Source organism: Bradyrhizobium sp. STM 3557 (genome assembly GCF_045571465.1).
Taxonomy (GTDB): Bacteria; Pseudomonadota; Alphaproteobacteria; order Rhizobiales; family Xanthobacteraceae; genus Bradyrhizobium.
Map to the genome: position 1 here is coordinate 2,338,046 of NZ_CP120697.1, position 26,842 is coordinate 2,364,887.

At 65.4% G+C, this 26,842-nt stretch carries 23 protein-coding genes; 17 read left to right on the top strand and 6 right to left on the bottom strand.

Annotation, left to right across the window (positions count from 1 at the left end):
* Positions 1-6 precede the first annotated feature (6 nt).
* The 4 genes from P6U24_RS10595 to P6U24_RS10610 are packed head-to-tail and all read left to right on the top strand — an operon-like array spanning position 7 to position 4,674.
* On the top strand, positions 7-825 hold the full coding sequence (locus P6U24_RS10595) for an ABC transporter substrate-binding protein (RefSeq protein ID WP_407159066.1): 819 nt from the start codon (positions 7-9) through the stop codon (positions 823-825).
* Complete coding sequence (locus P6U24_RS10600; protein WP_407159067.1) at positions 812-1,699, top strand: polysaccharide deacetylase family protein; 888 nt, start codon at positions 812-814, stop codon at positions 1,697-1,699. Before P6U24_RS10595 ends, P6U24_RS10600 begins: the two co-directional genes overlap by 14 nt.
* A 9-nt stretch (positions 1,700-1,708) precedes the next feature.
* Entirely contained in the window at positions 1,709-3,304 is a 1,596-nt protein-coding gene (locus tag P6U24_RS10605; protein ID WP_407159068.1) for an ABC transporter substrate-binding protein, read from the top strand.
* The gene (locus P6U24_RS10610; RefSeq protein ID WP_407159069.1) at positions 3,301-4,674 is read left to right on the top strand and encodes an amidohydrolase family protein; all 1,374 of its coding nucleotides are present in this window, start codon (positions 3,301-3,303) and stop codon (positions 4,672-4,674) included. Before P6U24_RS10605 ends, P6U24_RS10610 begins: the two co-directional genes overlap by 4 nt.
* Here P6U24_RS10610 and P6U24_RS10615 read toward each other — a convergent pair whose 3' ends face one another.
* Positions 4,675-6,285, bottom strand: coding sequence for an AMP-binding protein (locus P6U24_RS10615; RefSeq protein ID WP_407159070.1), 1,611 nt, complete (start codon positions 6,283-6,285; stop codon positions 4,675-4,677). It lies immediately after the preceding gene.
* A gap of 56 nt (positions 6,286-6,341) precedes the next feature.
* Here P6U24_RS10615 and P6U24_RS10620 point away from each other — a divergent pair, with 56 nt between their 5' ends.
* Positions 6,342-6,965, top strand: coding sequence for a PadR family transcriptional regulator (locus P6U24_RS10620; RefSeq protein ID WP_407159071.1), 624 nt, complete (start codon positions 6,342-6,344; stop codon positions 6,963-6,965).
* A 32-nt stretch (positions 6,966-6,997) separates the two neighbouring features.
* Here the strand turns inward: P6U24_RS10620 and upp are convergent, their stop codons facing one another.
* From upp to P6U24_RS10635, 3 genes are all read right to left on the bottom strand, one after another.
* Positions 6,998-7,627, bottom strand: coding sequence for a uracil phosphoribosyltransferase (gene upp / locus P6U24_RS10625; protein WP_407160422.1), 630 nt, complete (start codon positions 7,625-7,627; stop codon positions 6,998-7,000).
* A 141-nt stretch (positions 7,628-7,768) separates the two neighbouring features.
* Positions 7,769-8,992: a URC4/urg3 family protein gene (locus tag P6U24_RS10630; RefSeq protein ID WP_407159072.1), complete on the bottom strand. Its 1,224-nt coding sequence runs from the start codon at positions 8,990-8,992 to the stop codon at positions 7,769-7,771.
* 6 nt (positions 8,993-8,998) lie between these two features.
* Entirely contained in the window at positions 8,999-10,255 is a 1,257-nt protein-coding gene (locus P6U24_RS10635; RefSeq protein ID WP_407159073.1) for a GTP cyclohydrolase II, read from the bottom strand.
* Between the two features lie 339 nt (positions 10,256-10,594).
* Between P6U24_RS10635 and P6U24_RS10640 the strand changes: the two genes are divergently transcribed.
* Both P6U24_RS10640 and hydA read left to right on the top strand, forming a co-directional pair.
* Positions 10,595-11,824, top strand: a complete 1,230-nt coding sequence (locus P6U24_RS10640; protein WP_407159074.1) for an amidohydrolase family protein — start codon at positions 10,595-10,597, stop codon at positions 11,822-11,824.
* Positions 11,825-12,073: 249 nt separating this feature from the next.
* Positions 12,074-13,543: a dihydropyrimidinase gene (hydA, locus tag P6U24_RS10645; RefSeq protein ID WP_407159075.1), complete on the top strand. Its 1,470-nt coding sequence runs from the start codon at positions 12,074-12,076 to the stop codon at positions 13,541-13,543.
* 275 nt (positions 13,544-13,818) lie between these two features.
* Here hydA and P6U24_RS10650 read toward each other — a convergent pair whose 3' ends face one another.
* Positions 13,819-15,195 (bottom strand): MFS transporter, encoded by a 1,377-nt coding sequence (locus tag P6U24_RS10650; protein WP_407159076.1) that lies wholly within the window; start codon positions 15,193-15,195, stop codon positions 13,819-13,821.
* Between the two features lie 29 nt (positions 15,196-15,224).
* The gene (locus P6U24_RS10655; protein ID WP_407159077.1) at positions 15,225-15,986 is read right to left on the bottom strand and encodes a GntR family transcriptional regulator; all 762 of its coding nucleotides are present in this window, start codon (positions 15,984-15,986) and stop codon (positions 15,225-15,227) included.
* Positions 15,987-16,134: 148 nt separating this feature from the next.
* Between P6U24_RS10655 and P6U24_RS10660 the strand changes: the two genes are divergently transcribed.
* From P6U24_RS10660 to P6U24_RS10705, 10 genes are all read left to right on the top strand, one after another.
* Entirely contained in the window at positions 16,135-17,331 is a 1,197-nt protein-coding gene (locus P6U24_RS10660; protein ID WP_407159078.1) for a mandelate racemase/muconate lactonizing enzyme family protein, read from the top strand.
* Positions 17,332-17,447: 116 nt separating this feature from the next.
* Positions 17,448-18,644 carry a mannonate dehydratase gene (gene uxuA, locus P6U24_RS10665; RefSeq protein WP_407159079.1) on the top strand — a complete coding sequence of 399 codons (1,197 nt, stop codon included), beginning with the start codon at positions 17,448-17,450 and terminating at the stop codon, positions 18,642-18,644.
* An 85-nt stretch (positions 18,645-18,729) separates the two neighbouring features.
* Positions 18,730-19,497 (top strand): glucose 1-dehydrogenase, encoded by a 768-nt coding sequence (locus tag P6U24_RS10670; protein ID WP_407159080.1) that lies wholly within the window; start codon positions 18,730-18,732, stop codon positions 19,495-19,497.
* Positions 19,498-19,520: 23 nt separating this feature from the next.
* Positions 19,521-20,555 (top strand): L-idonate 5-dehydrogenase, encoded by a 1,035-nt coding sequence (locus tag P6U24_RS10675; protein WP_407159081.1) that lies wholly within the window; start codon positions 19,521-19,523, stop codon positions 20,553-20,555.
* An 8-nt stretch (positions 20,556-20,563) separates the two neighbouring features.
* Positions 20,564-21,490 (top strand): sugar kinase, encoded by a 927-nt coding sequence (locus P6U24_RS10680; protein ID WP_407159082.1) that lies wholly within the window; start codon positions 20,564-20,566, stop codon positions 21,488-21,490.
* The gene (eda, locus tag P6U24_RS10685) at positions 21,490-22,137 is read left to right on the top strand and encodes a bifunctional 4-hydroxy-2-oxoglutarate aldolase/2-dehydro-3-deoxy-phosphogluconate aldolase (protein WP_407159083.1); all 648 of its coding nucleotides are present in this window, start codon (positions 21,490-21,492) and stop codon (positions 22,135-22,137) included. The genes P6U24_RS10680 and eda overlap by 1 nt, the downstream gene beginning before the upstream one ends.
* Positions 22,138-22,485: 348 nt before the next feature.
* Positions 22,486-23,226 carry a FadR/GntR family transcriptional regulator gene (locus tag P6U24_RS10690; protein WP_407159084.1) on the top strand — a complete coding sequence of 247 codons (741 nt, stop codon included), beginning with the start codon at positions 22,486-22,488 and terminating at the stop codon, positions 23,224-23,226.
* Positions 23,223-24,959 (top strand): IlvD/Edd family dehydratase, encoded by a 1,737-nt coding sequence (locus tag P6U24_RS10695; protein ID WP_407159085.1) that lies wholly within the window; start codon positions 23,223-23,225, stop codon positions 24,957-24,959. The genes P6U24_RS10690 and P6U24_RS10695 overlap by 4 nt, the downstream gene beginning before the upstream one ends.
* 10 nt (positions 24,960-24,969) lie before the next feature.
* A complete protein-coding gene (locus P6U24_RS10700) occupies positions 24,970-25,911 on the top strand; it encodes a dihydrodipicolinate synthase family protein (protein WP_407159086.1) in 942 nt (313 codons plus the stop codon).
* A 1-nt stretch (position 25,912) separates the two neighbouring features.
* Positions 25,913-26,839 (top strand): Gfo/Idh/MocA family protein, encoded by a 927-nt coding sequence (locus P6U24_RS10705; RefSeq protein WP_407159087.1) that lies wholly within the window; start codon positions 25,913-25,915, stop codon positions 26,837-26,839.
* Positions 26,840-26,842 lie beyond the last annotated feature (3 nt).

A 26,842-nucleotide genomic window follows, 5' to 3' on the forward strand; every position in this document is an offset into this window, starting at 1 on the left:
GGATCGATGCGATCGAACATGTTTGCACTAGCCGCGCTGCTCGTCACCGCGCTCACCGGTCCGGCTCTCTCAGTGGAGCTGCCGACCGAGATCAAGCAGAACGGCCTTAAGATCGCTGTCGTGCCGAACTATCCGCCGATGGAGTTCAAGGATCCCGCGACCAGCACGCTGACCGGCTTCGATATCGATCTCGGCGAGGCCTTGGGCAAGAAGCTCGGCATCAAGATCACCTGGCAGGAGACGAGCTTCGACCAGCTGATGCCGGGACTCACGACGCAGCGTTTCGATGCGGCCCTGTCCGGCATGACCGACATCAAGAGCCGGCAGGACGCCGCGACCTTCGTCGATTATTTGCGCAGCGGCCCGCGGTTCTTCGTGCAGACCTCGCGCGCGGCCGAGTTCAAGGAGCCGATGGCGCTGTGCGGCAGACGCGTCGGCGCCTCCCGGCGCACCATGTTCCCGAAGGACATCGCGGCCTGGAGCGAAGCGCATTGCGGCGGCAGCCCGATCCAGTTCGTCGGCACCGAAGGCTCGGCCGATGCCCGCACGCAGCTGAAGCAGGGCCGTATCGATGCCGCCGTGCAGGGCAACGAGACGCTGCCCTACATCATGGATCAGGAGCCGAACGCCTATACGCCGATCGGCGAGATGCTCGCGACACAATATACGGGACTTGCGGTGCCCGTGAAGGCGACCGAACTGCAGCAGGCTCTGCGAGAGGCGCTGGAGGCGCTGATCGCCGATGGCACCTACAAGACGCTGCTGGGGAAGTGGAAGCTCTCCGAGAACGGAATCGAGAAGGTGACGATCAATGCCGGACAGTAAGGCGCTCGCTCGCATTCCGCTGATCCCTGCCAACACCGCGCCGCCGGCGCCCGTGTATCCGTGGCCAGCGCCGTACAAGGCCGCGATGTTCCTGTCGTTCGACATCGATGCCGAGAGTGCCTGGACCTCCAAGGACCCGGCGCATGCGGCGCGGCTGATCACGATGAGCTATGGCGGGTTCGAGGCGCGCGTCGGCATGCCGAAGCTCTTGGAGCTGCTCGCCGACCTCGATCTGAAGGCAACGTTCTTCATCACCGGCTGGGCGGTCGATGCGCATCCGGCGATGGCGGAGGCGGTCGTGAAGGCCGGCCATGAGATCGGCCATCACGGCTATCACCATCTGCTGCCCGATCCCGGCGATCCACATATCGAGGAGGAGCTGGAGCGCGGCTTTGACGCCATCAAGCGCCACCTCGGCATCAAGCCGATCGGCTATCGCGCGCCGTTCGGTGAGTTCACCGAGGAGCTGCGGGTCTCGCTGGTCAGTCACGGCATCGTCTACACCTCGTCGTTCCGCGACGACGTGCGACCCTATCGCCATCGCCTTGCCGATGGCAAGCCGGGCACGATCGAGCTGCCGGTCACGGCGAGCTATGACGACTGGATGCATGGCCTATCGGCGCGCTTCTCGCCACGCTCGATCTTCCCCAAAGAGCATGTGCTCTCGCTATGGAAGGACGAGCTCGACGAGACCAGGGATTGGGGCGCGATGGTCACGACCGTGCTGCATCCGCAAGTCTCGGGCCGGCCGATGCGCTTCCGCCTGCTGCGCGAGTTCCTCAACTACGCCAAGTCCTGCTCCGACGTCTGGATCGCCACGGGTGCCGAGATCGCGGCGAACTATCAGCGCCACGAGACGGAAGCCAAGCGCTAAGGAGTTTCGATGCCGATTTCGCGCCGCTCGTTTCTCGGTGCCGCTGCAGGTCTTTCTACGCTGTCGATGCCGAGCCTTGTCCGGGCCGAGGCGCAGACGACATTGCGCTTCATCCCGGTGATCGATCTCGCCTTCGTCGATCCGATCTTCTCGACGGCGCAGGTGTCGCGCAACCATGGCTTCATGGTCTATGACACGCTCTACGGCATGAATGCCGCGCTCGACGTCTCGCCGCAAATGGTCGCCGGCGATGCCGTCTCCAATGACGGCAAGCAATGGGATCTGACTCTGCGCAACGGGCTGTTCTGGCACGACGGCGAGCAGGTGCTGGCGCGCGACTGTGTTGCCAGCATCAAGCGCTGGGCCGGCCGCGACGGCTTTGGCGCCGAGCTGATGGCGGCGACCGACGAGCTCGTCGCGCCCGACGACAGGACCATCCGCTTTCGCCTGAAGCGGCCGTTTCCGCTGCTGCGGCAGGCCCTCGGCAAGGCCGCGGTGCAGCCGGCCTTCATGATGCCCGAGCGGCTGGCAAACCAGGATGCCATGAAGCCGCTGAACGAGGTGATCGGCAGCGGCCCCTTCCGCTTCATGAAGGATGAGCGCGTGCAGGGCGTCCGCAACGTCTATGCGCGGTTCGAGCAATACCAGCCGCGCCAAGGGGGTAAGGACGGTGGCAAGCCTGATTGGACCGCCGGTCCAAAGGTCGTGCACTACGACCGCGTGGTCTGGACCACGATGCCGGATGCCGGCACCGCGGCGGCGGCGCTGCGCACCGACGAGCAGGACTGGCAGGAGACCACGCCGCACGATCTCTTGCCTATATTGAAGACCGAAGACGACATCGCGATCCGTGTGCTCGATCCGCGCGGCTACACCTGCATGATGCGCGTCAACCATCTGCAGCCGCCGTTCGACAATCCCGCGATCCGCCGCGCGCTATTTGGGGCGATCGATCAGGTTGCCTTCATGACTGCTGTGGCCGGCAGCGATCCGGCCTATCAATATGCGCCGATCGGCTTCTTCGCACCCGACACGCCGATGGCGAGCGATGTCGGGCTGGATGTGTTCCGCGGTCCCCGTGACATGGCGAAGGTGCAGGCCGACCTCAAGGCTGCCGGCTACAACGGCGAGAAAGTCGTGCTGCTGGTGCCCGCCAACTCGGCGGCGCAGAAGCCGCTTGGCGAGGTCGCGGCCGACATGCTGCGGCGGGCCGGCATGAACGTGGCATATACGGCGCTCGACTTCGCGGCCGTGCTGCAGCGGCAGCTCAAGAAGGAGCCTGTCGAGCAGGGTGGCTGGAGCGCGGCGGTCGGCAATTGGCAGGGCATCGACTGGCTCAATCCGGCTGCTAATACCAACCTTCGCGGCGAGGGTGCGGTCGCCGGCTGGTACAAAAGCGAGAAGATGGGCGCGCTGCGTGCGCAATGGCTGGCGGCGCCTACGCTTGCCGAGCAGCAGCGCATCTGCCGCGAGATCCAGGCGCTGGCCTTCGAGGAAGTTCCCTATTACCCGATCGGCCAGTACAAGCAGCCGACGGCGTACCGCAAGAGCATCACGGGAATCCTCGACGGCACCGCCGTGTTCTGGAATGTGAGGCCCGCATGACCACGATTGCGATCTTCGGCAGCTATGTGCTGACCCGCAAGGACGGCGCGCAGCACGTGTTGCGCGATCATTGGGTGCTGGTCGAGGGCAAGCGCATCGCCGCGATCACGCCTCACAAGCCCTCGGCCGACGAGGTGTTCGACCGCCCCGGCCGTTTCATTCTTCCGGGACTCCTCAATCTGCACAATCACGTCTTCAGCGAGGCGATCGCGCGCAGCCTGACCGAGGACGGCAATGGCCGCCGCAGCAACAAGAGCATCGTCTATACGGTGCTGCTGCCACTGACCAAGCGCGGCGCCGAGATCCTGTCGCCTGCGGAACGGCTGGCTGTCGCGCGCATGGGCATGCTGCAGCTGATGAAGGGTGGCGCCACGACAGTGATGGAGCCGTTCCGCAACACCATTCCCGAGATGTTCGATGCGGCCGAAGAGATGGGGATGCGCTTCTACGGCGCGCCTTATCTGTTCTCGACCTCAGATGCCAGGGCCGATAGCCACGGCGTGGTGCACTACGCCGGCGATGACGGCCAGTCCGACATGAACACCTGGAATGCGCTGTATCAGCGCTGGAACGGGCGGGGCGATGGCCGCATCTCGCTTGCGATGAGCCCGCATGCCACGGACACCTGCGGTCCTGATCTGTTGCGCGCAGCGACCGTGCGCGCCCGCGAGCTTGGCGTGCCGATCACGATCCACATGGCGCAGAGCCAAGGCGAGCTGGCGACCATCGCGCAGCGTTACGACGGCCGGACGCCGGCGGAATATCTCGATTGGCTCGGCGTGCTCGGCCCCGACCTCCTGGCCGCGCACTGCCATGCTTCGACCGATGCCGATCTGAAGCTGATGGCGGCGCGCAGGGCTGCGGTGCTGAACTGCCCGCGCGTGTTCGCCCGCGCCGGCGTCACCGCCGCGTTTGGCCGCTTCGCCTCCCATGGTGTGCGCACCGCGGTCGGCACCGACGGCTACAACATGGATCTGCTCGGCGAGCTCAACGCAGCCTCCTTGATCTCGAAGATCGCTTCGGGCAATGCGGAGGTGGCATCGGCACCGGAGCTGATCGAGGCGGTGACCGCGACCGCGGCCGAGCTGATCAACCGGTCCGATCTCGGCGCACTGGTGCCTGACGCCACCGCCGACCTCACCGTGGTGGACATGACGCATCCGCATCTGCAGCCGCTGTTCGATCCGCGTCGTGCGCTGATCGCGCTCGCCAACCGCGCCAACATCGACCAGGTGATGGTCGACGGTCGCCTGTTGGTTCATGGCGGCCGCTATCTGCACGGCGACGAGGCCGCGATCATGACCGCCGGCACTGCGGCAATCGAGAAGATCTGGGCGCTGCCGGAGGCGCAGGCGGCGTTCGCGGGCTGATCAAGCGGCGTCGCCACGGAGATAATCATCGCGCAGCTTGAATTTCTGGATTTTGCCCGATGCCGTCTGCGGGAACTGCGCAACGAAGCGCCAGGTTCGCGGCACCTTGTAGGAAGCAAGCCGCGCCCGGCAGTACTGCGTCAGCTCATCAGCATCCTCGCGCTGGCCGGGCTTCAAGATGACGAAGCCAACCGGCACCTCGCCCCAATCGGCATCGGGGATGCCGACCACCGCTGCGTCGAGGATCGCCGGATGGGTGTGCAGCGCATCTTCGATCTCGCGCGGATAGATGTTTTCGCCGCCGCGGATGATCATATCTCGTCGGCGACCCTGGACACGGCAATATCCGTATTCATCGAGACTGCCGAGATCGCCTGTGTGCAGCCAGCCCTCGGCATCGATGGCCGACGCAGTGCCTTGCGGGTCGTTGAAATAGTCCTTCATGACGGAATAACCGCGGGCGCAGATCTCGCCGATCTGGCCGCGCGGCATGGTCTCGCCACTGTCGGGATCGGCGATCTTGATCTCGGTCTGCGGCATCGGCCGGCCCACGGTGGAGATCCAGTCGGGATGGGGATCATCGGGCAGCGTGTGAGTGACATAGGGCGAGGCCTCGGTCTGGCCGAAGCCGATCGTCACCTTGAGGCCGCGTGCTTGCGCGCGGCGCACGAGCTCCGGCGCAACCGGCGCGCCGCCGATCATGACCAGGCGCCAAGTTGACAAATCGTGTTCGGCGATCGCCGGCGAATCCAGCATGCGACTGAGCATGGTTGGAACGCCGCCCGAGATTGTTCCACGCTCCTGCGCGATCAGGCGCAGCATCAGATCGGCGTCGAAGCCGGGGGGCAGCACGTGGGTGCCACCGGTCTGTAGCGCCCCCAGCGTGATGAGGCTGCAGCCGGCGGTGTGAAACATCGGCATTGGATTGATCCAGACATCGTGGTCGCCTGCGCCGATCATCCCTGCAAAGAACCGCGCATTGTTCGCGAGGTTGCGATGGGTGAGGCGCGCGCCTTTCGGCGCACCGGTCGTGCCGGACGTGTATTGGATCTGCGCGACCTCGTTGCACGACACGGCGGGAAGTGCAGGAGGCGCCGCAGCGCTTGCGACGAAGGCCGGCCAGGTCGAGAGCGGGATGATCTCACGGAGCTGCGGCAGGCCACCGCTGGCCTCATCGACGACCGCGACGAGATCGCGGCCGCGATAGCTGTCCTGAACGATGACGCCACATGCCTGCGACTGCTTCAACACGAAGGTGAGCTCATCGCGCAAGTAGGCAGGATTCACGGTGACGAGCGTGAGCCCGGCGAGTGCCGCGCCGAACTCGATCAAGACCCACTCCGGCTGGTTGGCCGCCCAGATGGCGACGTGCTCGCCCGGCGCGAACCTGGCGAGCAGCGCGCGGGCTACGGCCTCGGCATCGCGAAGCAGCTCCGTGAAGGTCCAGCGACGGCGCGGGCCGTCCGCGCTGCCATCCGCGAGTGCTGTCCGGTCCGGCCAGCTGGCGGCTGCGTTCCGCAGGACATCGCCGATCGCAAGATCCAGGATCGGCTCGGATCGGTCGGCAGCCTGATACGACAACGGATCCGAAAAGCTCATCAGATCGGGCATCACGCACCTCGAATTCACATGGCTGACAGTCTAAAACGTATGGTATGAATCGGACTATGTCCAATCACGATTTTACCGTCGACGCTCACGACGCCGTCCGCCTCACCCCGGTCTCATGTCTCGTGCTCGGCCTGATCGGGTTGCGCGGCCCGTCGACGCCCTATGATCTCAAGAAGGCGATCAGCCGCTCTGTCAGCTATTTCTGGCCGTTTCCGCACTCGCAGCTCTATGGCGAGCCGGACCGGTTGGTCGAAGCGGGCTTGCTGTCGCGCAAGACCGAGGAAGGCGGGCGGCGCCGCAAGCTCTACAGGCTGACGCGCAAAGGTGATGCCGCGCTGAAGCGCTGGCTGAAGACGTCGCCAGACGAGCTATACGAACTGCGTGACACGGCGGTGCTGCAGCTCTTCTTCAGCGAGTTCATGAGCGAGCAGGATCTGGTGAAGCTCGCACGACACCAAGCGCGGCTGGCGCGGGAGCGGCTTTCGACCTATGCGCAGATCGAGCAAAAAAATCTGCCGCGGATGGGACGGAACCGGCGCATGGCGCCACTGTTCCTTGGCATCCGGATGACGAAGCTCTACCTCGATTTCTGGGAGGACATTGCCAAGAATCCGCCGCCGGCCGAGGCCATCGCAGAGGACGTCAAGACGCCGCGGCTCTCATCGCGCCGCCCGCGATGACGCGCTTTCGTGATCTATCAGCGCGTGATCTATCAGCGCGTGCCGTAGGCGCGGTCGCCGGCGTCGCCGAGGCCGGGCACGATGAAGGCGTTGGCGTCGAGTCCCTCGTCGATCGCGGCGGTCCAGATCGGCACGTCCGGATGCAGGCCGCGGACGCGCTCGACGCCTTCAGGCGCAGCGATCATGTTGACCATGCGGATGTCCTTGGCGCCGCGCTCCTTCAGGCGATCGATCGCAGCCACCGCGGTGTTGCCGGTCGCCAGCACCGGCGAGACGACGACCGCAAGCCGCTCGCCGAGGTCGGAGGGCGCCTTGAAGAAATATTCCACGGCGGCGAAGCTCTGCGGCTCGCGATACAGCCCGATATGGGCGACGCGCGCGGTCGGCACCAGATCGAGCATGCCGTCGACAAAGGTGACACCGGCGCGCAGCACCGGCACGAAGACGAGTTTCTTGCCGGCGATCCTGGCCGACTGCATGTGCGCGAGCGGGGTCTCGATTTGAACCTCGGTCAGCGGCAGGTCGCGCGTGACCTCGTAGCACAGGAGCATGCCGATCTCCTTCAAGAGCTCCCGGAACGATTTGGTCGAGATCGACTTGTCGCGGAGCAGCGTCAGCTTGTGCTGGACCAGCGGATGATCGACAACCGTGACGCCTTCCATCATTCTTGTCCCCTATGCTCGTTCGTCATTGCGAGGAGCGATAGCGACGAAGCTATCCAGACTTCCTTCCTGATTCCGGATTGCTTCGCTTCGCTCGCAATGACGGTCCCTGAGATCCAGCTCAACGCTTGGTGACCATGGCTAAAACACCGTGCCATCGCTGATCACCTTCAGCGGCGGCGAGCCGTCAGGGCGCCGCTCGAAGGCGAGCTGGCGCCCCGCTGCCCAGGTGCCGCCTTCAAGAATTTTGGCCAGCGGCAGGCTCTCGGCATCCCGGCCGAGCCGCTGCCGGATCACACCAGCGAGGCGATCGAGCAGGGCCACCGTCAGCGCGCGCCATTCCACCACCAGCGGCGAATCCACCGCATGCGCGCGCGCGGCATCGCCGGCATCGCGCAAGCTCAGCACGCCGCCGTCGACGAACAGCCCGCCATTGCGATATTCGGCCAAGCCTGTGAGCCCGTCGATATCGACGACCGCGACGCCGGCGCGCTGCAGCGGCTCGATCAGCGAATAGGTCATCCATTGCGACAGCTTGTGCAGCGGCACCAGCCCGCTTGTTTCGTCTTCGGTCACCAGCGCCGGATGTCGCCAGCAATCGCCGAGCGCGACGCCGCCGAGCGTGATGCGCGAGGGCCAGATCGGCCCGAGCTGGATCAGGAGCTCGGACAGGATCGTTGCGGCTGCGATGCGGCTCTTCTCCGTGCGCGCGAGGAGATGATCGAACAGACCGGCGGGGCGGGCTGCATCCTTGGTCGCGAACACACCAGGCTTGCGCACAATCAGTTCACCAAGCTGGCGCAACAGCGCGACTCGGCCTTCAAGACCGACCAAGGGATTATCCGCGCTGACCTGAAAGGCTCGTTCGAGATCGCCGACCGACAACCGCGCCAGCTTCTCCGCATCGACGCGCAGCTGCTCGCCGACGTGGCTGGAAAACGCACCGTGCGCAAACATATCGAGGCTGGCGAGCGCCAGCCCCTCGGAGCGGCCGATGCGCGTGCCGGTGGCCACATCGTGATAGCGCCACGCCGGCCCGGCGCCGGCATCGAGCAGCACGCTTACGATCGCAAGATCGAATTCGGCGCGGGCGCGCGCTGCCGCGTCAGGCCATGTCACGCGATCGGCGATTGCAGCCCAACGATCGGCGCCGCCAATGACGAAGTGACGCCAGCGCGAATGGAAGGGAATGTCCCCAGTCGGATAGGCCTGTTGTGTCACCTCGAGCACGAGATCAGCGACAGCACCCAGTCTTGCCAGATCAACGCGAAATTGCGGCAGCCTGTCCTCGAGGCCGAGCGCAAGCAATTTGTGCGCCCGCTCGCGCACCGCCTTTGCCGACAGAAGCGAAACTACCCCGACCATCTCGCGTCAGTATTTTTCCAGGGAGCGCCCGACGGTGTCGCCGAGCGCGTCGGGCTTCTGCGGCTCCAGCGAGAAATAGCCGGCGGCTTTCTTGGCGGCGATCTCGACATGCGCATCGGCCGGGATCAGCTCATCCGGGATCGGCACGCGCTCGACGATCTCGACGCCCTGGCCGACCAGAGCGTCGTGCTTCATGTCGCTCATCGAGATGAAGCGGTCGATCCTGGTGATGCCGAGCCAGTGGATCACGTCCGGCATCAATTGCTGGAAGCGGGCATCCTGCACGCCGGCGACGCATTCGGTGCGCTCGAAATAGGCGGCCGCAGCGTCGCCGTCCTCCTGCCGCTTGCGCGCATTGTAGACCAGGAATTTAGTGACCTCGCCGAGTGCGCGGCCCTCTTTGCGGTTGTAGACGATGATGCCGAGACCGCCGGTCTGCCCTGCGCGCACGCATTCTTCGATGCCATGGATCAGATAGGGCCGGCAGGTGCAGATGTCGGAGCCGAACACGTCGGAGCCGTTGCATTCGTCATGCACGCGGCAGGTGATCTTCGTGCGCGGGTCAGGCAAGTTGTCGACGTCGCCGAACAGATAGACTGTGGTGCCGCCGATCGGCGGCAGGAATACCTGCAGGTCCGGCCGCGTCACCAGCTCCGGGTACATGCCGCCGGTCTGCTCGAACAAGCCGCGGCGCAGATTGGTCTCGCTGGTGCCGAAGCGCTGCGCGACACCGGGCAGATACCAGACCGGGTCGATCGCGATCTTCGTCACCGAGACGCTGCCATTGGCATGGACCACGTCGCCATCGGCTGAGATGCGCTTGGCGGCCAGCGCTGCGTGAAGCTCGGGCAGGTCGAGCCGCGCTTTGGTGACGGCGATCGTCGGCCGGATGTCGATGCCTTCCGCGATCTCGGTGCGGAAATTCTCGGCGACCAGATGGCCCCACGGATCGAGCGCGACGATCTTGGCCGGGTCGGTCCATTGCGGGAAGGGGCCGATGGTCGCGGCCGGGTGGGTGTTGGTGAGGTCGGGACGGCGGATCGGGTCGAGCGCGCCGGAAGAGACGGCGAGGGCACGGTAGACGGTATAGGAGCCGCCATGGCTGCCGATCACGTTGCGGTCCTGCGGCCGTGACACGGTGCCGATGATCGGCCCACGCTCGCGCGCCGTTGCAGCGCCCCATTGCAGCGGGAAATTATGCTTGGCTCCCGGCACCGGATGCGACGTCAGCCGGATGTGATCTGTACGGTTGGAGCGCGTCATTGCAGAGCCCCTAGAAGAGCTTCCCCCAAAACAGCAACGGCCCGCCGAAACGACGGGCCTGATCGGGAAGAGCAAATAGTTTCCATACAGCAATATAGCAGCATTCTTGTGGAAAACAAGGGTATCGGGCCACGCTGCGGCGGTCACGCAGGTGCGAAAACAACTTCGTTCGCAGGCAAATGGTTGGCCCGCGGCGGCCGCGCAGCCTTTCAATTTCCTGAACAAAGTGATGACGATTGCGTAGTACTCCGGTGACGCCGATGGCATAGCATTTGCTTTTTCTCGTGGCTTCGTGAGCGGGCCGCCTACGCCCGTTCATGCTTCGATGGGTTTCGACCGATGGATCTGATCATTCGCGACGCCAGCCTGTCCGAGCGGGGCGAGCTTCGCCATGCCGATATCGGCATCGCCAACGGCACTATCGTGGCGATCGAAGCGTCGTTGCAGGCGGATGCGCCCGCACGCGATGTTGGAGGCTGTCTTGTCGTGCCTGGCCTGATCGAAACCCATATCCATCTCGACAAAACCTGCATTCTCGATCGCTGCCGCATCGCGGAAGGCACCGTCGCGGAAGCGGTACGCGAGACGGCGGCGGCCAAGCGCAACTTCGCGGTGGATGACGTCTATGCGCGGGCGAAGCGGACGATCGAGCGCTGCATCAGCCACGGCACGATGCGCATGCGCACCCATGTCGAGCTTGATCCCGGCATCGGCATGATCGGCTATGATGCGATCGAGCAGTTGAAGCGCGACTATGCCTGGGCCGTCGATCTCGAGCTCTGCGTGTTTCCACAGGAAGGGCTTACCAACTATCCCGGCACCGAAGAGCTTCTGATCGAGGGCCTGCGCAGGGGCGCACGCACGATCGGCGCCGCACCTTATTTCGATGCCGATCCGCAGGCGCAGATCGACCGCATCTTTGCGATCGCGCGCGATTTCGACGCCGAGATCGACATGCATCTCGACCTCGCCGAGACGCTCGACAACATGCAGATCGAATATGTCTGCCGCAAGACCGAGGAATATGGCTGGGGCGGACGGGTCGCCGTCGGCCATGTCACGCAAATGTCGTTGTTGCCTCCTGAGCGTTTCAACGCGATCGCGAAGCAGCTTGCCAATGCCGGCGTGGCCGTCACCGTGCTGCCCTCGACCGATCTGCATCTGATGGGCCGGCGGCAGGATCATGCGATCCCGCGGGGCGTGGTGCCGCTCGAGCCCTTGCGCGCGGCGGGCGTGACCTGCTCGATCTCGACCAACAATGTGCTGAACCCGTTCACGCCCTATGGCGACGGCTCGCTGGTCCGCATGGCCAATCTCTATGCCAATGTTTGTCACGTCTCCCGCCCGGATCATCTCGCCGGTTGCCTCGACATGATCACGAGCGATGCGGCGCGGCTGATGCGCCTGGATGACTACGGCATGAGGATCGGTGGTGTTGCCGATCTCGTCTGTCTCGATGCGCATGATCCGGCCGAGGCTGTCTCGACCCTCGCGCATCCGCTCTGGGGTCTCAAGCGCGGCCGGCCCTCGTTCACGCGGCCACGGCCGGTGCTCCATGCGCCGCGTTGATGAGCGGTTAGAGAATCTAAACATGAACCACAACTGTAACGACGTTGGCGGTGAGCTCCCTCTCCCCGTCCTTCACGGGGAGAGGGTTGGGGTGAGGGGCAGACGCACGAATGGTGCGAGTAGTGAGACCTGTACCCCCTCACCCGGATTGCATCTGGCGATGCAATCCGACCTCTCCCCGCAAGCGGGCGAGGTTGCATTGCGTGCGCCGCGCCGACGTTCCATACAACTGAACTTCAGGAGACCATCATGACCGACCCCGCTTACGATCTGATCATCCGGGGAGGGCGTGTCGCCACCACGACCGATGTGTTCGAAGCCGATGTTGCCATCGCAGGCGAGACCATCGCCGCGATCGGTCGCGGGCTCGGGCCCGCCAAGCGCGAGATCGATGCGCGTGGCAGGCTGGTGCTGCCCGGCGGCGTCGACAGCCATTGCCACATCGAGCAACTGTCGGCAGCCGGCATTGTCAATGCGGATACCTTCGAGAGCGCGACGACCTCGGCGGCGTTCGGCGGCACCACCTCGGTGATCTCCTTTGCCGCCCAGCACGTCGGAATGAAGCTGCCGCAGGTGGTGGAGGATTATCACGCGCTCGCGCGCAAGGGCGCCGTGATCGATTACGCCTTCCACATGATCATCGCCGATCCGACCAAGGAGACGCTGGAGCAGGACCTCCCTGCGCTGATGAAGCGGGGCCATGGCTCGATCAAGATCTTCATGACCTATGATCTGCTCAAGATCGACGACGAGCCGTTGCTCGACATCCTTCTTGCTGCGCGCGAGGGCGGCGCGATGCTGTGCGCGCATGCCGAGAACCACGGCATCATCTCCTGGATGGTGAAGCGGCTGCTCGCGCGCGGCTACGCCCATCCGAAATACCACGCCATCAGCCACGCGCGCTTCTCCGAGGCGGAGGCCTTCAACCGGCTGATCGGCATGGCCGCGCTGATCGACCAGCCGATCATGATTTTCCATGTCTCGACTGCGGAAGGTGCCAAGGTGATCCGCGATGCGCGCGGGCAGGGCCACAAAGTGTTCGCCGAGACCTGCCCGCAATATCTGTTTCTGACCGCGGACGATCTCGACAAGGTAGGCGTCGAAGGCGCGAAATGGATGTGCAGCCCGCCACCGCGGCGCGCCGCTGACCAGGAGGCGTTGTGGACGGCGCTGTCGCTGGGCGATCTCCAGACCATCTCCTCCGACCACGCACCTTATCGCTTCGACGAGACCGGCAAGCTGCGCGCCGGCCCCAATCCGAACTTCAAGCAGATCGCCAACGGCCTGCCGGGGCTGGAGCTACGGCTACCGCTGCTGTTCGATGCGATGGTGTCGAAGGGAAGGCTGGGCCTCAACAAGTTCGTCGAGCTGACCTCGACGGCGCCAGCCAAGATCTACAATCTGCATCCGAAGAAGGGCTCGGTCGCGGTCGGCGCGGATGCCGACATCGCGGTCTGGGATCCATTGAGACGCGTCACCATCACCGACGAGATGATGCATGACCGCGTCGGCTATACGCCGTTCGCCGGCCGTTCGTTGCAGGGCTGGCCGACCACGGTGCTCTCGCGCGGCCGCGTCATCGTCGATGATGGCAAGCTGTCGGTGCAGCCCGGCTCCGGACAATTCCTGGCACGCAGCGGCGGCGAGGCCGCAAAGCCGACGGGGCGGCTTGTCGCCGACATGGACCCGGAACAGAATTTTGGCGCGAAGCTGCTGTAGCAGTCGGGCTGCCGCACGATGCATGCCCTGATCTTGGGCGGTTTTGGCCCGGCATAGTAGATCCCGCGCCGGGACGTAGCCCGCATGAGCGTAGCGATATGCGGGTATCGTGATTAAAGTTGCCCCGGATATCGCTTCGCTCATCCGGGCTACGAGTTTGGATTGCTTCTGCCGTCGCACTCGCTAAGGCCGACGCGTCGCTTCGCTCGCAATGACGAGATATACTTTCCGTCATCGCCCGCCTTCGCGGGCGATGACCATTGTTGTGCGGCCAATTAGTCGTGCTCGTAGCCGTAGACCTCCGGCAGGATGAAGATCGCGGCCAAGAGCCCGATCAGCGGGAAGATCGCCACGAACAGCGTCGCATTGGCCTGGCCGATCGCGGTGAATAGCGACGGGAACAGGAAGATCGCCAGGAACGACGGCAGCTTCACGAACATGTAGGCAAAGCCGCTGGCGGTGCCGCGATATTCCGGCTTGGCGACCATGGTCGGGATCGTCATGCAGTTCGAGGCGTCCCAGTAATGGCCCCAGAGCATGCCGGCTGCGGCGAACGGCAGGATGTATTTGTGATCGGTGTAGAGCGCGGCCGCCGCGACGAGCAGCGAGACCAGGACGATGGCGAAGCCGGCGATGCCGATGCCGCGATGGCCAATTCTGGGCGTCAGCATCGGCCCGACCCAGCCCGACACAGCGGCAAGGCAGAACAGCGCCATGGTGACGAGGTTGTTGCCGAGCGTGGAGGACACGCCGACCATGGTGAACAGCACCGGCAGATAGAAGCCGAAGGTGGAGAACTCGCTGCCCTGGGCGAAGCAGGCGATCCAGCCGTAGAGCGTGGCGCGCCAGCGGACCGGATCCTTGCGCAGATCGGCAATGAACGCCGTCGGGTTCGGCTTCGGCAGCACGACGTCGTGATCCGGCAGCATCGCCAGATTGTCGTTGTACATCTGCTGCGCGACCGCCTTGGCTTCCTTGAAGCGGCCCTTCTGCACCAGCCACACGGCCGTCTCCGGCACGTCATGGCGCAGGACCAGGATGATCAGCGCCGGCAACGCGCCGAGGCCGAGCACGACGCGCCACACGATCTCGTGGTCGACGTCGAACACCAGGAACAGCGCGATCACACCGAGCGTCAGGACTTCGCCGACCGCGAACATGAACTGCCAGCGGTTGCCCATCACCTCGCGCTGGCCCTTCGCCATCGACTCCATGATGTAGGTGTAGCCGGTGGAGATGTCGCTGCCGAGCGGAATGCCGAGCAGGAAACGGATGATGATCAGCCAGGTCATGTTGCTGACAAAGGCCTGCGCCAGCGCCAGCACGACGAACAGGGTCATGGTGCCCAGAAACATCCAGCGGCGGCCGATCTTGTCCGACATCCAACCGCCGAGCAGGGCGCCGATCAGTGCGCCGCCCTGCGTGCCGGCGGCGGCAAGACCGAGCTCGAGCGGTCCCGGATTATACTGCTCGCGCACGAAGATCAGCACGAAAGCGATCGAATAAAGGTCCCAGGCCTCGACCAGGATCGAGGCCATCATCAGCCAGCCGACACGATTGCCCTTCGGGCTGTAGTTCTGCACCAGATGACGCACGGCGCTGTTGATAGCCGCCTGCTGCGGCAGCGGATCATTGGCGGTGATGGTACTCATGAGGGGTCCTTCCAAGTTGACTTGATAGCTCAGCTCAGCGGCAGCGGCTCGATGTTGCAGTCGAGCAGGCCGGGATCGATGCCGCTGGCCATATCCGCGAACATCTGGTCCATGAAGTCCATCAGCGTGTCGCTGGCCTTGACCGCGGCGGATGCGCGCTGCCCGGCGACGGCGTTGAGAATGGCGACGTGACGGTCGATCGTGCCGGTGAGATCGTGATCCGGCAGCAGGCGGTGATAGATGTAGCCGATGCGGCGATAGATCGTGTGCAGCGGTCGCATCGTATGCACCAGGAACGGCTCGCCGGAGGCGGCGAGCACCAGCGCATCGATCCTTCGGTCGAACTGGTTGAACTCGTCGATCGACACCGCGTTCCGACGTTCGCGCAGCACGCGCTCGATCTGCTGCATCTGGTTGCGGTGCGAGAGGCTGGCGCGCTCGGCGGCGAGACGGACGACGAAGCGCTCCATGTCGCGGCGCAAGCCGAGCAGCAGGCGCTCGCGCGCGAGATCGATCGGCGCGATCTGCAGGCCGTGGCGCGGTCGAATGATGATCAGCGTGTCGGTCGCAAGCCGGTTGACGGCGCTGTGCACCGGCGTGCGGCCGAAGCCGGTGAGGTCCTGCAGCTCCTGTACGGTGAGGAAGCGGCCCGGCTTCAGGCTGCAATTGACCAGCAGCTCCTCGATCTTGAGGTAGGCTGCCTCGAACAGATTGCCGGCGCTCCGATGTTGCGGTGCGTCGTCGGCATCCTGCTTCGTGAGCTTGAGAGCGCTTTTGCGGCGCGCTGCCATGTGGCGTCCCTGGGGTTCCTCGGGGTCGCGTCTATCGCGCGGCCCGCTGGTCAGCAATAAACATATTGTGATATATTACAAGAGGGCGTATGGCTGCGAAAAGCCTGTTACACAGGCGTTTAAAGTCGCGCCAATGGAGGAATGTCCCGTGAAGATCACCGCGATCGAGACCTTGCGCACGGAGGAGTTCGCCAACGTCATCTGGGTTCGCATCCACACCGACAGCGGCCTGATCGGGCTGGGCGAGACGTTCTACGGCGCCGGCGCGGTCGAGGCGCAGATTCACGACACCTTCGCCGGCCGCCTGCTCGGGCGCGACCCCTTAAGGATCGAGGCGATCCATCGCGACATGCTCAATCTGCCGATGGCGCAGTCCTCGACCGGCGTCGAGTATCGCGCGGCCTCCGCGATCGACATCGCGCTGTGGGACTTGTTCGGCAAGGTCTGCGGCCAGCCGGTGCACCAGATGCTCGGCGGGCTCTGTCGCGACAAGCAGCGCATCTACAACACCTGCGCCGGCACGCGCTATGTGCGCTCGACCAATATCAGCCCGGTGTCGAACTGGAGCCTGGAGACGGACAGCCCCTATGAGGACCTCGACGGTTTCATGAACCGCGCCGACCAGCTCGCCGAAAGCCTGCTCGAAAGCGGCATCACGGCGATGAAGATCTGGCCGTTCGATCCGCCAGCGCAGGAGAACCACGGTCTCTACATCACATCAGCGCAGATGAAGAAGGCGGTCGAGCCGTTCGAGAAGATCAGGAAGACGGTCGGCGACCGGATGGAGATCATGGTCGAATTCCATAGCTTATGGAATCTGCCGACCGCCAAGCAGATCGCCCGCGTGCTCGAGGACTACAAGCCGACCTGGTACGAGGACCCGATCAGGATGAACTCGCCGCAGGCGCTGGCCGAATATGCGCGCTCGACGGATGTCTGGGTCACCGCGAGCGAAACGCTCGGCTCGCGCTATCCGTACAAGGACATGCTCGACCGCGATGCGGCGCACGTCGTCATGGCCGATCTGTGCTGGACCGGCGGCCTCACCGAAGGGCGCAAGATCGCGGCGATGGCCGAGACCTATCACCGCCCGTTTGCGCCGCATGACTGCATCGGTCCGGTCGGCTTCATTGCCGCCGTGCATATGTCATTCAGCCAGCCCAACACGCTGATCCAGGAATCGGTGCGCGCCTTCTACAAGGGCTGGTACAACGAGCTTGTCACGACGATGCCTGAGATCAAGGACGGTTACGTCTATCCCATGGAAGGGCCGGGGCTCGGCGTCGATCTGCTGCCGGCCGTATTCGACCGCTCCGATCTGACCGTCCGCCGCAGCGAGGCATGAAGCCGGTCAGCGCGCTGTCCGGCGGGTTTGCGCGGCGGGCGCGGCGGCGACGCTGATCACGCATAGCGCGTTGCTCGCGCGGCGGGCGACACGCAGCTCATTGGAAGGTGGACGACATGGAACAGACCTGGCGATGGTTCGGACCCGATGATCCCATCACCTTGCCGCAGGTCCGTCAGACCGGCGCAACCGGCATCGTGACGGCGCTGCATCACATTCCCTATAGCGTGGTATGGAGCGAGGACGAGATCCTCAAGCGCATCGCGATGATCGAAGGGGATTCATCGCTGCGGCTGCGCTGGAGCGTGGTGGAGAGCCTTCCCGTGTCGGAGGCGATCAAGCTCGGCGAGGGCGATCTCGCGCCGCTATTCGAGAATTACCGGCAGTCGCTGCGCAATCTCGCCGCCTGCGGCATCACCACTGTCTGCTACAATTTCATGCCGGTGCTGGACTGGACCCGCACCGAGCTCGCCTTCCGCCTTCCGGGCGGCGCTACCGCGCTGCGCTTCGATGCCGACCGGCTCGCCGCGTTCGACTGCTACATTCTGGAGCGGCCGGGCGCCGAGGCGGAGTTCTCCTCCGACGTGCTCGATCGCGCCAAGGCCTGGATGGCGCAGGCGTCCGAATCCGACAAGGACCGTCTGCTCGCCACGATCATGGCCGGGCTGCCCGGAGCATATGACCGCTACGACGTGCCTGGGCTGCGCCGCATGCTGGAAAAATATCACGGCATCGGCCATGCCGAGCTGCGCTCCAATTATGCGCGTTTCCTTCGCGAGGTGGTGCCGACGGCGGAGGAGTGCGGCGTCAGCCTGTGCGTCCATCCCGACGATCCGCCGCGCGATCTGTTCGGCCTGCCGCGCGTGGTCTCGAACGCGGACGACCTGCAATTCATCATGGATGCCTATCCGTCCGAGGCCAACGGCATCACCTTCTGCACCGGCTCGCTCGGGGCCGGCGGCCAGAACAACGTTCCGGCGTTGGCGGAGCGGTTTGCGCCGCATATCCGCTTCGTGCATTTGCGCAACGTCAGCAAGATGCTGGACGGCTCCTTCATGGAGGCGGAGCATCTGCGCGGCGATGTCGACATGGTTTCGGTCGTGACGACGCTGCTCAAGGAGCAGGCCCGCCGCAAGGCTGCGGGCGAGCCGGACTGGCGGATTCCGTTCCGCCCCGACCATGGCCACGAGCTCGCCGACGACGTCGGCCGCGGCACGCATCCCGGCTATCCGCTGGTCGGCCGTCTCAAGGGCCTCGCCGAGATCCGCGGGGTCATGACCGCGGTCGCGGCCATCAACCGGCTGCCGGTCTGACGAGAGCGCAGCTCCCCTGGACAATGCGCGTCTCAGTGTGCGACCGGTGAGCCCTGTTTCGGATTCCCTGACGTGAGTTGAACCGATGTCGACCTCGCTTTTCGATCTCTCCGGCAAGACCGCCTTGGTGACCGGCTCGTCCCGCGGGCTGGGCCGCGCCATTGCGGAAGGTTTTGCCAAGGCCGGCGCGCGGCTCATCATCAACGGCACCGATCCGGCGCGCGCCGAGGCTGCCGCCGGCGAGTTTCGCGAGGCCGGATACCAGGCGCAGGCGTGCGCCTTCGACGTCACGGATGAGCCTGCCATCGTGCGGGCGTTCGAGCGCTTCGATGCCGATGGCGTGGCAATCGATATTCTCGTCAACAACGCCGGCATTCAGCACCGCAAGCCGCTGGTCGAGTTCACCACGGCCGAATGGCGCAAGGTGATCGAGACCAATCTGACCAGCGCCTTCGTGATCGGCCGTGAGGCCGCCAAGCGGATGATCCCGCGCGGCCGCGGCAAGCTCATCAATATCGGCTCGCTCGGCAGCGAGCTGGCGCGGCCCACGATTGCGCCCTATACCACGGCCAAAGGCGGCATCCGCAACCTGACCCGCGCGATGGCGGTGGAATGGGCGCAGCACGGCATCCAGGCCAACGCCATCGGCCCCGGCTACATGCTGACGGACATGAACCAGGCGCTGATGAGCAATCCCGAGTTTCAGAGCTGGCTGATGTCGCGTGTTCCAGCCAAACGCTGGGGGAATCCGGACGAGCTGGTGGGCGCCGCGATCTTCCTGGCCTCCGACGCGTCGGCTTACGTCAACGGCCAGACGATCTATGTCGATGGCGGCATGCTCGCCGCGATGTAACGACTGAGCAGAAGGAATCAGCCATGCGCGCCGTCGTCATTCACGCGCCCAAGGATTTGCGGATCGACAGCTTTCCGGACACGCCGCCTGCGGCCGGCCAGGTCCGCGTCCGCATCGCCAATGGCGGCATCTGCGGCTCCGATTTGCATTACTACCATCACGGCGGCTTCGGCACCGTGCGCATCCAGCACCCGATGGCGCTGGGCCACGAGATCTCCGGCATCGTTGCCGCAGTCGGAGAGGGCGTGACGGATGTGACCGAGGGGACGCGTGTTGCGGTCAATCCCAGCCTGCCGTGCGGCCATTGCCGTTATTGCCGCGAGGGCCTGCGTAACCAGTGCCTCGACATGCGCTTTCTCGGCAGCGCGATGCGCAATCCGCATGTCCATGGCGGCTTCCGCGAATACATCACCGTCGATGCCTCGCAGGCTGTGCCGATCTCAACCTCGCTCTCGCTTGCCGAAGCCGCGATGGCCGAGCCGCTGTCGGTGTGCCTGCACGCCGCGCATCAGGCAGGTCCCTTGCTCGGCAAGCGCGTGCTGGTGACCGGCTGCGGCCCGATCTGCGCGCTGATGGTGGTGGTCGCGCGCTACGGCGGCGCGGCCGAGATCGTGGTCACCGATGTCGCCGACGCGCCGCTGGCGGTCGCAACCAAAATTGGCGCCAGCCGCGTCGTCAACGTCGCCAGAGATGCCGGAGCGCTCGATGGTTACAAGGCGGATAAAGGCAGCTTCGACGTGCTGTTCGAGGCATCCGGCAATCAGGCGGCGCTGCGCAGCGCGCTCGACGTGCTGCGGCCCGGCGGCATTATCGTGCAGGTCGGGATCGGCGGCGAGATGACGTTGCCGCTGAACACGGTTGTCGCCAAGGAGCTGCAGATCCGCGGCACCTTCCGCTTCGACCGCGAATTCGAGCTTGCGGTCCGGCTGATGGGCGAGGGGCTCTTGGACGTCAAGCCGCTGATCTCGGCCTCGCTGCCGTTCGACAGCGCGGTCGAGGCCTTCGAGCTCGCCACCGACCGCGCGCGGTCGATGAAGGTCCAGCTCACCTTCGCATGAGGGCCGCGATGAAAGTCGCCTGCATCGGCGAGTGCATGGTCGAGTTCGCGCAAGAGTCCGCCGGCCTGTTCCGGCGCGGCTTCGGCGGCGACACGCTGAACACCGCGCTCTATCTGGCGCGGCTCGGCATCGACACGTCCTACGTCACCGCGCTTGGCGATGATCCCTTGAGCGAGGCGATGCTGGCGGCGTGGCGTTCGGAAAGCATCGCGACCGATCACGTGCTGCGCGTGCAGGGCCGCGTGCCCGGCCTTTACATGATCGAGCGCGACGCCAAAGGTGAGCGCAGCTTCCTCTACTGGCGCGACCGCGCGCCGGCGCGCGAATTCTTCGATCGCGCCGACGATGCGACGTTCGAACGACTCGCCGGGTTCGACTGGTTGTATTTCTCCGGCATCAGTCTTTCTTTGTACGGCGAGACGGGCAGGGCGAAGCTGGGCGAGCTGCTGGCTGCCGCGCGTCAGCGCGGCGGGCGCGTCGCCTTCGATGGCAACTACCGTCCGCGCGGCTGGGCGGACAAAGAGAGCGCGCAGCGGGCGTTCAGCGCCATCCTGCCGCTGGTCGATCTCGCATTGCCCACGCTCGAGGACGAGCAGATGCTGTTCGGCGACGCCAATGCGCAAGTCTGCCTCGCACGGCTGAAGACCTTCGGCATCGCTGAGATCGTGATCAAGCGCGGTGCGCTCGGCTGTCTGATCGATGCTAAGGGCGGGATCTTCGATGTGCCGCCACCGCGGGCGCTGCAGCCGGTCGACACCACGGCAGCGGGGGATTCCTTCAATGCCGGCTATCTCGCGGCGCGCATCAAGGGCATTGCGCCGCGCGCGGCCGCCGCCGTCGGCCATCGTCTGGCGGGGGCGGTGATCATGGCGCCCGGCGCCGTGATCCCGAACGACGCCATGCCGCTGGATATCTTTGGACAAGGAGAGAGCTGATGAGCTCGCAACAGACAGCCGCGCGGCTGCGCGACGTGTTCGCATTGGCGCCGGTGATTCCGGTGATCACGATCGAGGACGCGGGGCAGGCGGTGCCGCTGGCGCGCGCACTGGTGAAGGGCGGCCTGCGCGTGGTCGAGATCACCCTGCGCACGCAGGCCGGCCTGGATGCGGCGCGCGCCATCATGGCCGAGGTGCCGGAGGCCGTGGTTGGCATCGGCACCGTGCTGACTCCTGCTGACTACGAGCGTGCCGCGGAGCTTGGTGCTGCCTTCGCGATCAGCCCGGGCATGTCGGTCGAACTGTTGGATGCCGCGAAGGCCGGCGCGCTGCCCTTCGCGCCGGGCATCCAGACGGCGTCCGATCTGATGGCGTGCGTGACGCGCGGCTTCGAGCTGGTGAAGTTCTTCCCTGCGGTGCCGGCCGGCGGCCTCGCTGCGATCGATGCGCTGGCAGGGCCGTTCCCGAATGCGCGCTTCTGCCCGACCGGCGGTATCAACGCCGGCAACGCGGCGCAGTGGCTTGCGCACAAGAAGGTGCTTGCGATTGGCGGCTCCTGGGTCGCGCCGGCGGCTGACATCAAGGCCGGCAATTGGACCCTCATCGAACAACGCGCCCGCGAGGCCGCAGCGCTACGGCCGGCCTGACGGCGTGGACGCGCGTCGAATTATCGCTGACACCGGGCGCGGCAAAATAGTCAAATAATATGACTAGTCAGAGCTGATTTTCCGTGAAATAACGGCGCCGCTGGCCACGAAGGCTAGCCCAAGAGGTGTTCTCGCACCAGAATATCGGTCGCGTGGGCTCCGGGTAAGTTTGGGAGAAGGCGCCAATGATCCTCCTTGCTCTTCGTGCGGCCTCGGTCGAGATCGCCGGCAGACCATGCCGTCTCGACTCCGACCGCGCATCGGTGGAGGCATCGGCGTGCCCAGCGCAGCGGGGATCGCTCTGATCGCGCCGTTCACCTCCTGATCCCAGAGCTTTTCAAGGCTGCCATGAGCTCGCATATCGTCGTCATTCCCACGCGGCGCGCGCATTCCAACCACGCAGAAGTGGCGCGCAGCATCGGCATCGACATCATCGCTGGCCGCTACCCCGAGGGTGCGCGGTTGCCAGGTGATGCCGAACTGACAGCGATGTTCGGCGTGTCGCGCCCGGTGCTGCGCGAGAGCGTCAAGACGCTGGTCGCCAAGGGCCTGCTGTCGACCAAGGCGCGGGTCGGCACCGTCGTGCGCGAGCGCTCGGACTGGAACATGTTCGATGCCGACGTGCTCGCCTGGCATCTCGACGCTGGGATCGACAAACGGTTTCTTGCCGACCTCGCAGAGATTCGCCTTGCGGTCGAGCCGCGCGCGGCTGCGCTCGCCGCCGAGCGGCGCAGCGACGATGATCTTGCCGCGATGCGCGCGGCGATGGAGCGGATGACGCAGGAGCCGTCGACCTCGATCGCCTTCGCCGAGGCCGATCTCAGCCTGCATGTCGCGCTGGCCAATGCCTCCGGCAATCCCTTCATGCGCTCGATCGGCGCCGTGATCGAGGCGGCGCTGCGCGCCTCCTTCGTGCTCAGCGCGCCGGTCGAGACGGCCGATCGCGAGACGGTGCTGTCATGGCATCAGCGCATCATCGACGCGATCGCGGCGCATGATGCGGAGGCTGCTTCGGCTGCGATGATCGAAGTCATTTACAACGGCCGCCGGCGCCATGCCCTGGCAGTCGAACGGACGGCCCGGAAATGAGCAACGAAGACCAGAAGAAACCGCTGCGCAGCCAGGCCTGGTTCGGCCGCCAGGACAAGATGGGCTTCTATTATCGCTCGTTCCTGAAGAACAGCGGCACGCCGCAGGACCGTTTCGAGGGCCGGCCGGTCATCGGCATCTGCAACACCTGGTCCGAGCTGACGCCCTGCAACGCGCATTTCCGCGTCATCGCCGAGCATGTCCGTCAGGGCGTGCTCGATGCCGGCGGCTATCCGCTGGAGTTTCCGGTCTCCTCGCTCGGCGAGGTGACGATGCGCCCGACCGCGATGCTGTTCCGCAATCTCGCCTCGATGGATGTCGAGGAGGCGATTCGCGCCCACCCGCTCGACGGCGTCGTGCTGCTGATGGGCTGCGACAAGACCACGCCCGCTCTGCTGATGGGCGCGGCGTCCGCCGATCTTCCTGCGATCGGCGTCTCCGGTGGCCCGCAGCTCCGCGGCGTCTATCGCGGCCAGATCATCGGCTCCGGCACCAACATCATCTCGATGAGCGAGCAGCTGCGCGCCGGCGAGATAACGCTCGCCGAATTTCACGAGGCCGAGGCGGCGATGAACCGCTCGGCGGGTAGCTGCATGACGATGGGAACGGCTTCCACCATGGCCTCGATGGTGGAAGCGCTCGGGCTCGGCCTGCCGGAGAATGCCGCGATTCCCGCCGCCGACGCGCGCCGCAATCTGTTGGCACGCATGGCCGGCCGGCGCATTGTCGAGATGGTCGGCGAAGACCTCAAGCCCTCCGACATCCTGACGCGCGACGCATTCGAGAATGCGATCCGCACGCTGGCTGCGATCGGCGGCTCGACCAATGCCGTGGTGCATCTGCTCGCAATCGCCGGCCGCGTCGGCGTCGAGCTGAACCTCGCTGATTTCGATCGGCTGTGCCGGGACGTGCACTGCCTGGTCGACCTGATGCCGTCGGGGCGCTTCCTCATGGAGGACTTCTACTATGCCGGCGGCCTGCCGGCGGTGCTGCGCGCGCTCGGCGAGCGCGGCCTCCTGCACAAGGAGGCGCGCACCGTCAACGGCAAGACGCTGTGGGAGAACGTCGCCGCGGCCCCGAACTGGAATGCTGAGGTCATCACCCCATTCGAGACGCCGTTCAAGACGGAGGCGGGGATCGCGATCCTCAAGGGCAACCTCGCGCCGAACGGCGCCGTCATCAAGCCGTCGGCCGCATCGCCTGAGTTGATGAAGCACACCGGCCGCGCCGTGGTGTTCGAGAGCGTCGAGGAGATGCACGACGCGGTTGATGATGAGAGCCTCGACATCGATGCCTCCTGCATCATGGTGCTGAAGCATTGCGGCCCGAAGGGCTATCCGGGCATGGCCGAGGTCGGCAACATGCCGCTGCCGGCCAAGCTGTTGCGCCAGGGCGTGCGCGACATGATCCGCATCTCGGATGCCCGCATGTCCGGCACGGCCTATGGCACGGTGGTGCTGCATGTCGCGCCCGAGGCGACCGTCGGCGGGCCCTTGGCGCTGGTGAAGAACGGCGACATGATCACGCTCGACGTCGACGCCCGCTCGCTGCACCTGCATGTCAGCGACGAGGAGCTGGCCGCGCGCCGCGCCGCATGGACGCCGCCGAAGCCGCACGCCGCGCGCGGCTACCAGAAGCTCTATGTCGACCACGTGCTGCAGGCCGATCGCGGCGTCGATTTCGATTTCCTGGTCGGCCGCAGCGGCTCGCCCGTGCCGCGCGACAATCACTAACGAGGTGCCGATGACGACATCCGCCAAGAAACCCGACAGGCAACTCTACAAGGGCGTCTTCCCGGTGGCGCCGACCGTGTTCGATGCCGAAGGCCGCCTCGACCTCGAAGGCCAGAAGCGCGCGATCGATTTCATGATCGACGCCGGCTCGCATGGCGTCTGCATCCTCGCCAATTTCTCCGAGCAGTTCGTGCTGACCGACGACGAGCGCGACCTCGTCATGACCACGGTGCTGGAGCATGTCGCCGGGCGCGTGCCCGTGATCGTCACGACGACGCATTTCTCGACCTTCGTCTGCGCCGAGCGTTCGCGCCGCGCGGAGGAGAAGGGCGCAGCGATGGTCATGGTGATGCCGCCCTATCACGGCGCCACCTTCCGCGTGCCGGAGAGTGCGATCTACGACTTCTATCGCGGCGTTTCGGATGCGATCTCGATTCCGATCATGGTGCAGGATGCGCCGGTCGCGGGTACGCCTCTGTCTGTGCCGTTCCTCGCCCGCATGGCCAAGGAGATCGAGAACCTTGCTTACTTCAAGGTCGAGGTGCCGCGCGCGGCCGAGAAGCTGCGGGCGCTGATCGAGGCCGGCGGCGCCGCGATCGAAGGTCCGTGGGACGGCGAAGAGGCGATCACCTTGATGGCCGATCTCGATGCCGGCGCGACCGGCGCGATGACAGGCGGCGGTTATCCCGACGGCATCCGTCAGATCATCGATCCCTATTTCGCCGGCGAGCGCGACAAGGCCGCGGACGCCTATCAGCGCTGGCTGCCGCTGATCAATTACGAGAACCGGCAGTGCGGCCTGGCCGCCTGCAAGATATTGATGAAGGAGGGCGGCGTGATCCGGCACGACACGTTGCGCGCGCCGCAGCCTGCCATCCATCCGGCGACCCGCGCCGGGCTGATCGAGATCGCGCGCCGGCTTGATCCGGTCGTGCTGCGCTGGGGGCGCTGAGATGGGCGAGCTTCGTGTCGCCATCGTCGGCTTTGGCAAGATCGCGCGCGACCAGCACGTGCCGGCGATCGCGGCGACGCCGGGCGTCACGCTTGCGGCGGTCGCAAGCCGCAATGCCTCGCTGCCGGGGCTGCCGCATTTTGCCACCATCGAGGAGCTGCTGCAGGACGGCCCCGAGATCGACGCGGTCGCGCTGTGCACGCCGCCGCAGGTGCGGCGTCAGCAGGCCGTGGCGGCGCTGAAGGCGGGCAAGCATGTGATGCTTGAAAAACCGCCGGGCGCTGCGGTGACCGAGCTCGATCCCTTGATCGCGCTTGCCGCCGAACAGCGCCGCACCCTATTTGCGACCTGGCATTCGCGTTACGCGCCGGCAGTCGAGCCGGCGCGCGCCTGGCTTGCGGAGCGCCGCATCACCAGGGTGCAGATCAACTGGAAAGAGGACGTGCGCGTCTGGCATCCTGGCCAGAGCTGGATCTGGGAGCCGGGCGGGCTCGGCGTGTTCGATCCCGGCATCAATGCGCTATCGATCCTGACCCGCATCCTGCCTGCCCGGGTGTTCGTCACCGCGGCCGAGCTGTCATTCCCGTCCAACCGCGCGGCGCCGATCGCGGCCGACCTCACGCTCACCGATACGAGTGGGCTGCCGATCGCGGCCGCCTTCGACTTCCGCCAGACCGGTCCGCAAAGCTGGGACATCATCGTCGACACCGAAAGCGAGCAGCTCGTGCTGTCGCGCGGCGGCGCGCGCATGGCCGCCGGCGGCCAGACGCTGGTCGAAGCGCCGGACGAGGAATATCCCGGCCTCTATCGCCGTTTCGTGGAGCTTGCGACTGACGGCTCCAGCGATGTTGATCTCTTACCCCTGCAGCTGGTTGCGGATGCGTTCCTGCTCGGCAGCCGGCACATCGTCGAACCCTTCGAGGATTGACGC

Coding starts and splice junctions, on each gene's coding strand:
- P6U24_RS10595 (WP_407159066.1), top strand. CDS start 7: ATGCGATCGAACATGTTTGCACTAGCCGCGCTGCTCGTCACCGCGCTC.
- P6U24_RS10600 (WP_407159067.1), top strand. CDS start 812: ATGCCGGACAGTAAGGCGCTCGCTCGCATTCCGCTGATCCCTGCCAAC.
- P6U24_RS10605 (WP_407159068.1), top strand. CDS start 1,709: ATGCCGATTTCGCGCCGCTCGTTTCTCGGTGCCGCTGCAGGTCTTTCT.
- P6U24_RS10610 (WP_407159069.1), top strand. CDS start 3,301: ATGACCACGATTGCGATCTTCGGCAGCTATGTGCTGACCCGCAAGGAC.
- P6U24_RS10615 (WP_407159070.1), bottom strand. CDS start 6,285: ATGCCCGATCTGATGAGCTTTTCGGATCCGTTGTCGTATCAGGCTGCC.
- P6U24_RS10620 (WP_407159071.1), top strand. CDS start 6,342: ATGTCCAATCACGATTTTACCGTCGACGCTCACGACGCCGTCCGCCTC.
- upp (WP_407160422.1), bottom strand. CDS start 7,627: ATGGAAGGCGTCACGGTTGTCGATCATCCGCTGGTCCAGCACAAGCTG.
- P6U24_RS10630 (WP_407159072.1), bottom strand. CDS start 8,992: ATGGTCGGGGTAGTTTCGCTTCTGTCGGCAAAGGCGGTGCGCGAGCGG.
- P6U24_RS10635 (WP_407159073.1), bottom strand. CDS start 10,255: ATGACGCGCTCCAACCGTACAGATCACATCCGGCTGACGTCGCATCCG.
- P6U24_RS10640 (WP_407159074.1), top strand. CDS start 10,595: ATGGATCTGATCATTCGCGACGCCAGCCTGTCCGAGCGGGGCGAGCTT.
- hydA (WP_407159075.1), top strand. CDS start 12,074: ATGACCGACCCCGCTTACGATCTGATCATCCGGGGAGGGCGTGTCGCC.
- P6U24_RS10650 (WP_407159076.1), bottom strand. CDS start 15,195: ATGAGTACCATCACCGCCAATGATCCGCTGCCGCAGCAGGCGGCTATC.
- P6U24_RS10655 (WP_407159077.1), bottom strand. CDS start 15,986: ATGGCAGCGCGCCGCAAAAGCGCTCTCAAGCTCACGAAGCAGGATGCC.
- uxuA (WP_407159079.1), top strand. CDS start 17,448: ATGGAACAGACCTGGCGATGGTTCGGACCCGATGATCCCATCACCTTG.
- P6U24_RS10670 (WP_407159080.1), top strand. CDS start 18,730: ATGTCGACCTCGCTTTTCGATCTCTCCGGCAAGACCGCCTTGGTGACC.
- P6U24_RS10675 (WP_407159081.1), top strand. CDS start 19,521: ATGCGCGCCGTCGTCATTCACGCGCCCAAGGATTTGCGGATCGACAGC.
- P6U24_RS10680 (WP_407159082.1), top strand. CDS start 20,564: ATGAAAGTCGCCTGCATCGGCGAGTGCATGGTCGAGTTCGCGCAAGAG.
- eda (WP_407159083.1), top strand. CDS start 21,490: ATGAGCTCGCAACAGACAGCCGCGCGGCTGCGCGACGTGTTCGCATTG.
- P6U24_RS10690 (WP_407159084.1), top strand. CDS start 22,486: ATGAGCTCGCATATCGTCGTCATTCCCACGCGGCGCGCGCATTCCAAC.
- P6U24_RS10695 (WP_407159085.1), top strand. CDS start 23,223: ATGAGCAACGAAGACCAGAAGAAACCGCTGCGCAGCCAGGCCTGGTTC.
- P6U24_RS10700 (WP_407159086.1), top strand. CDS start 24,970: ATGACGACATCCGCCAAGAAACCCGACAGGCAACTCTACAAGGGCGTC.
- P6U24_RS10705 (WP_407159087.1), top strand. CDS start 25,913: ATGGGCGAGCTTCGTGTCGCCATCGTCGGCTTTGGCAAGATCGCGCGC.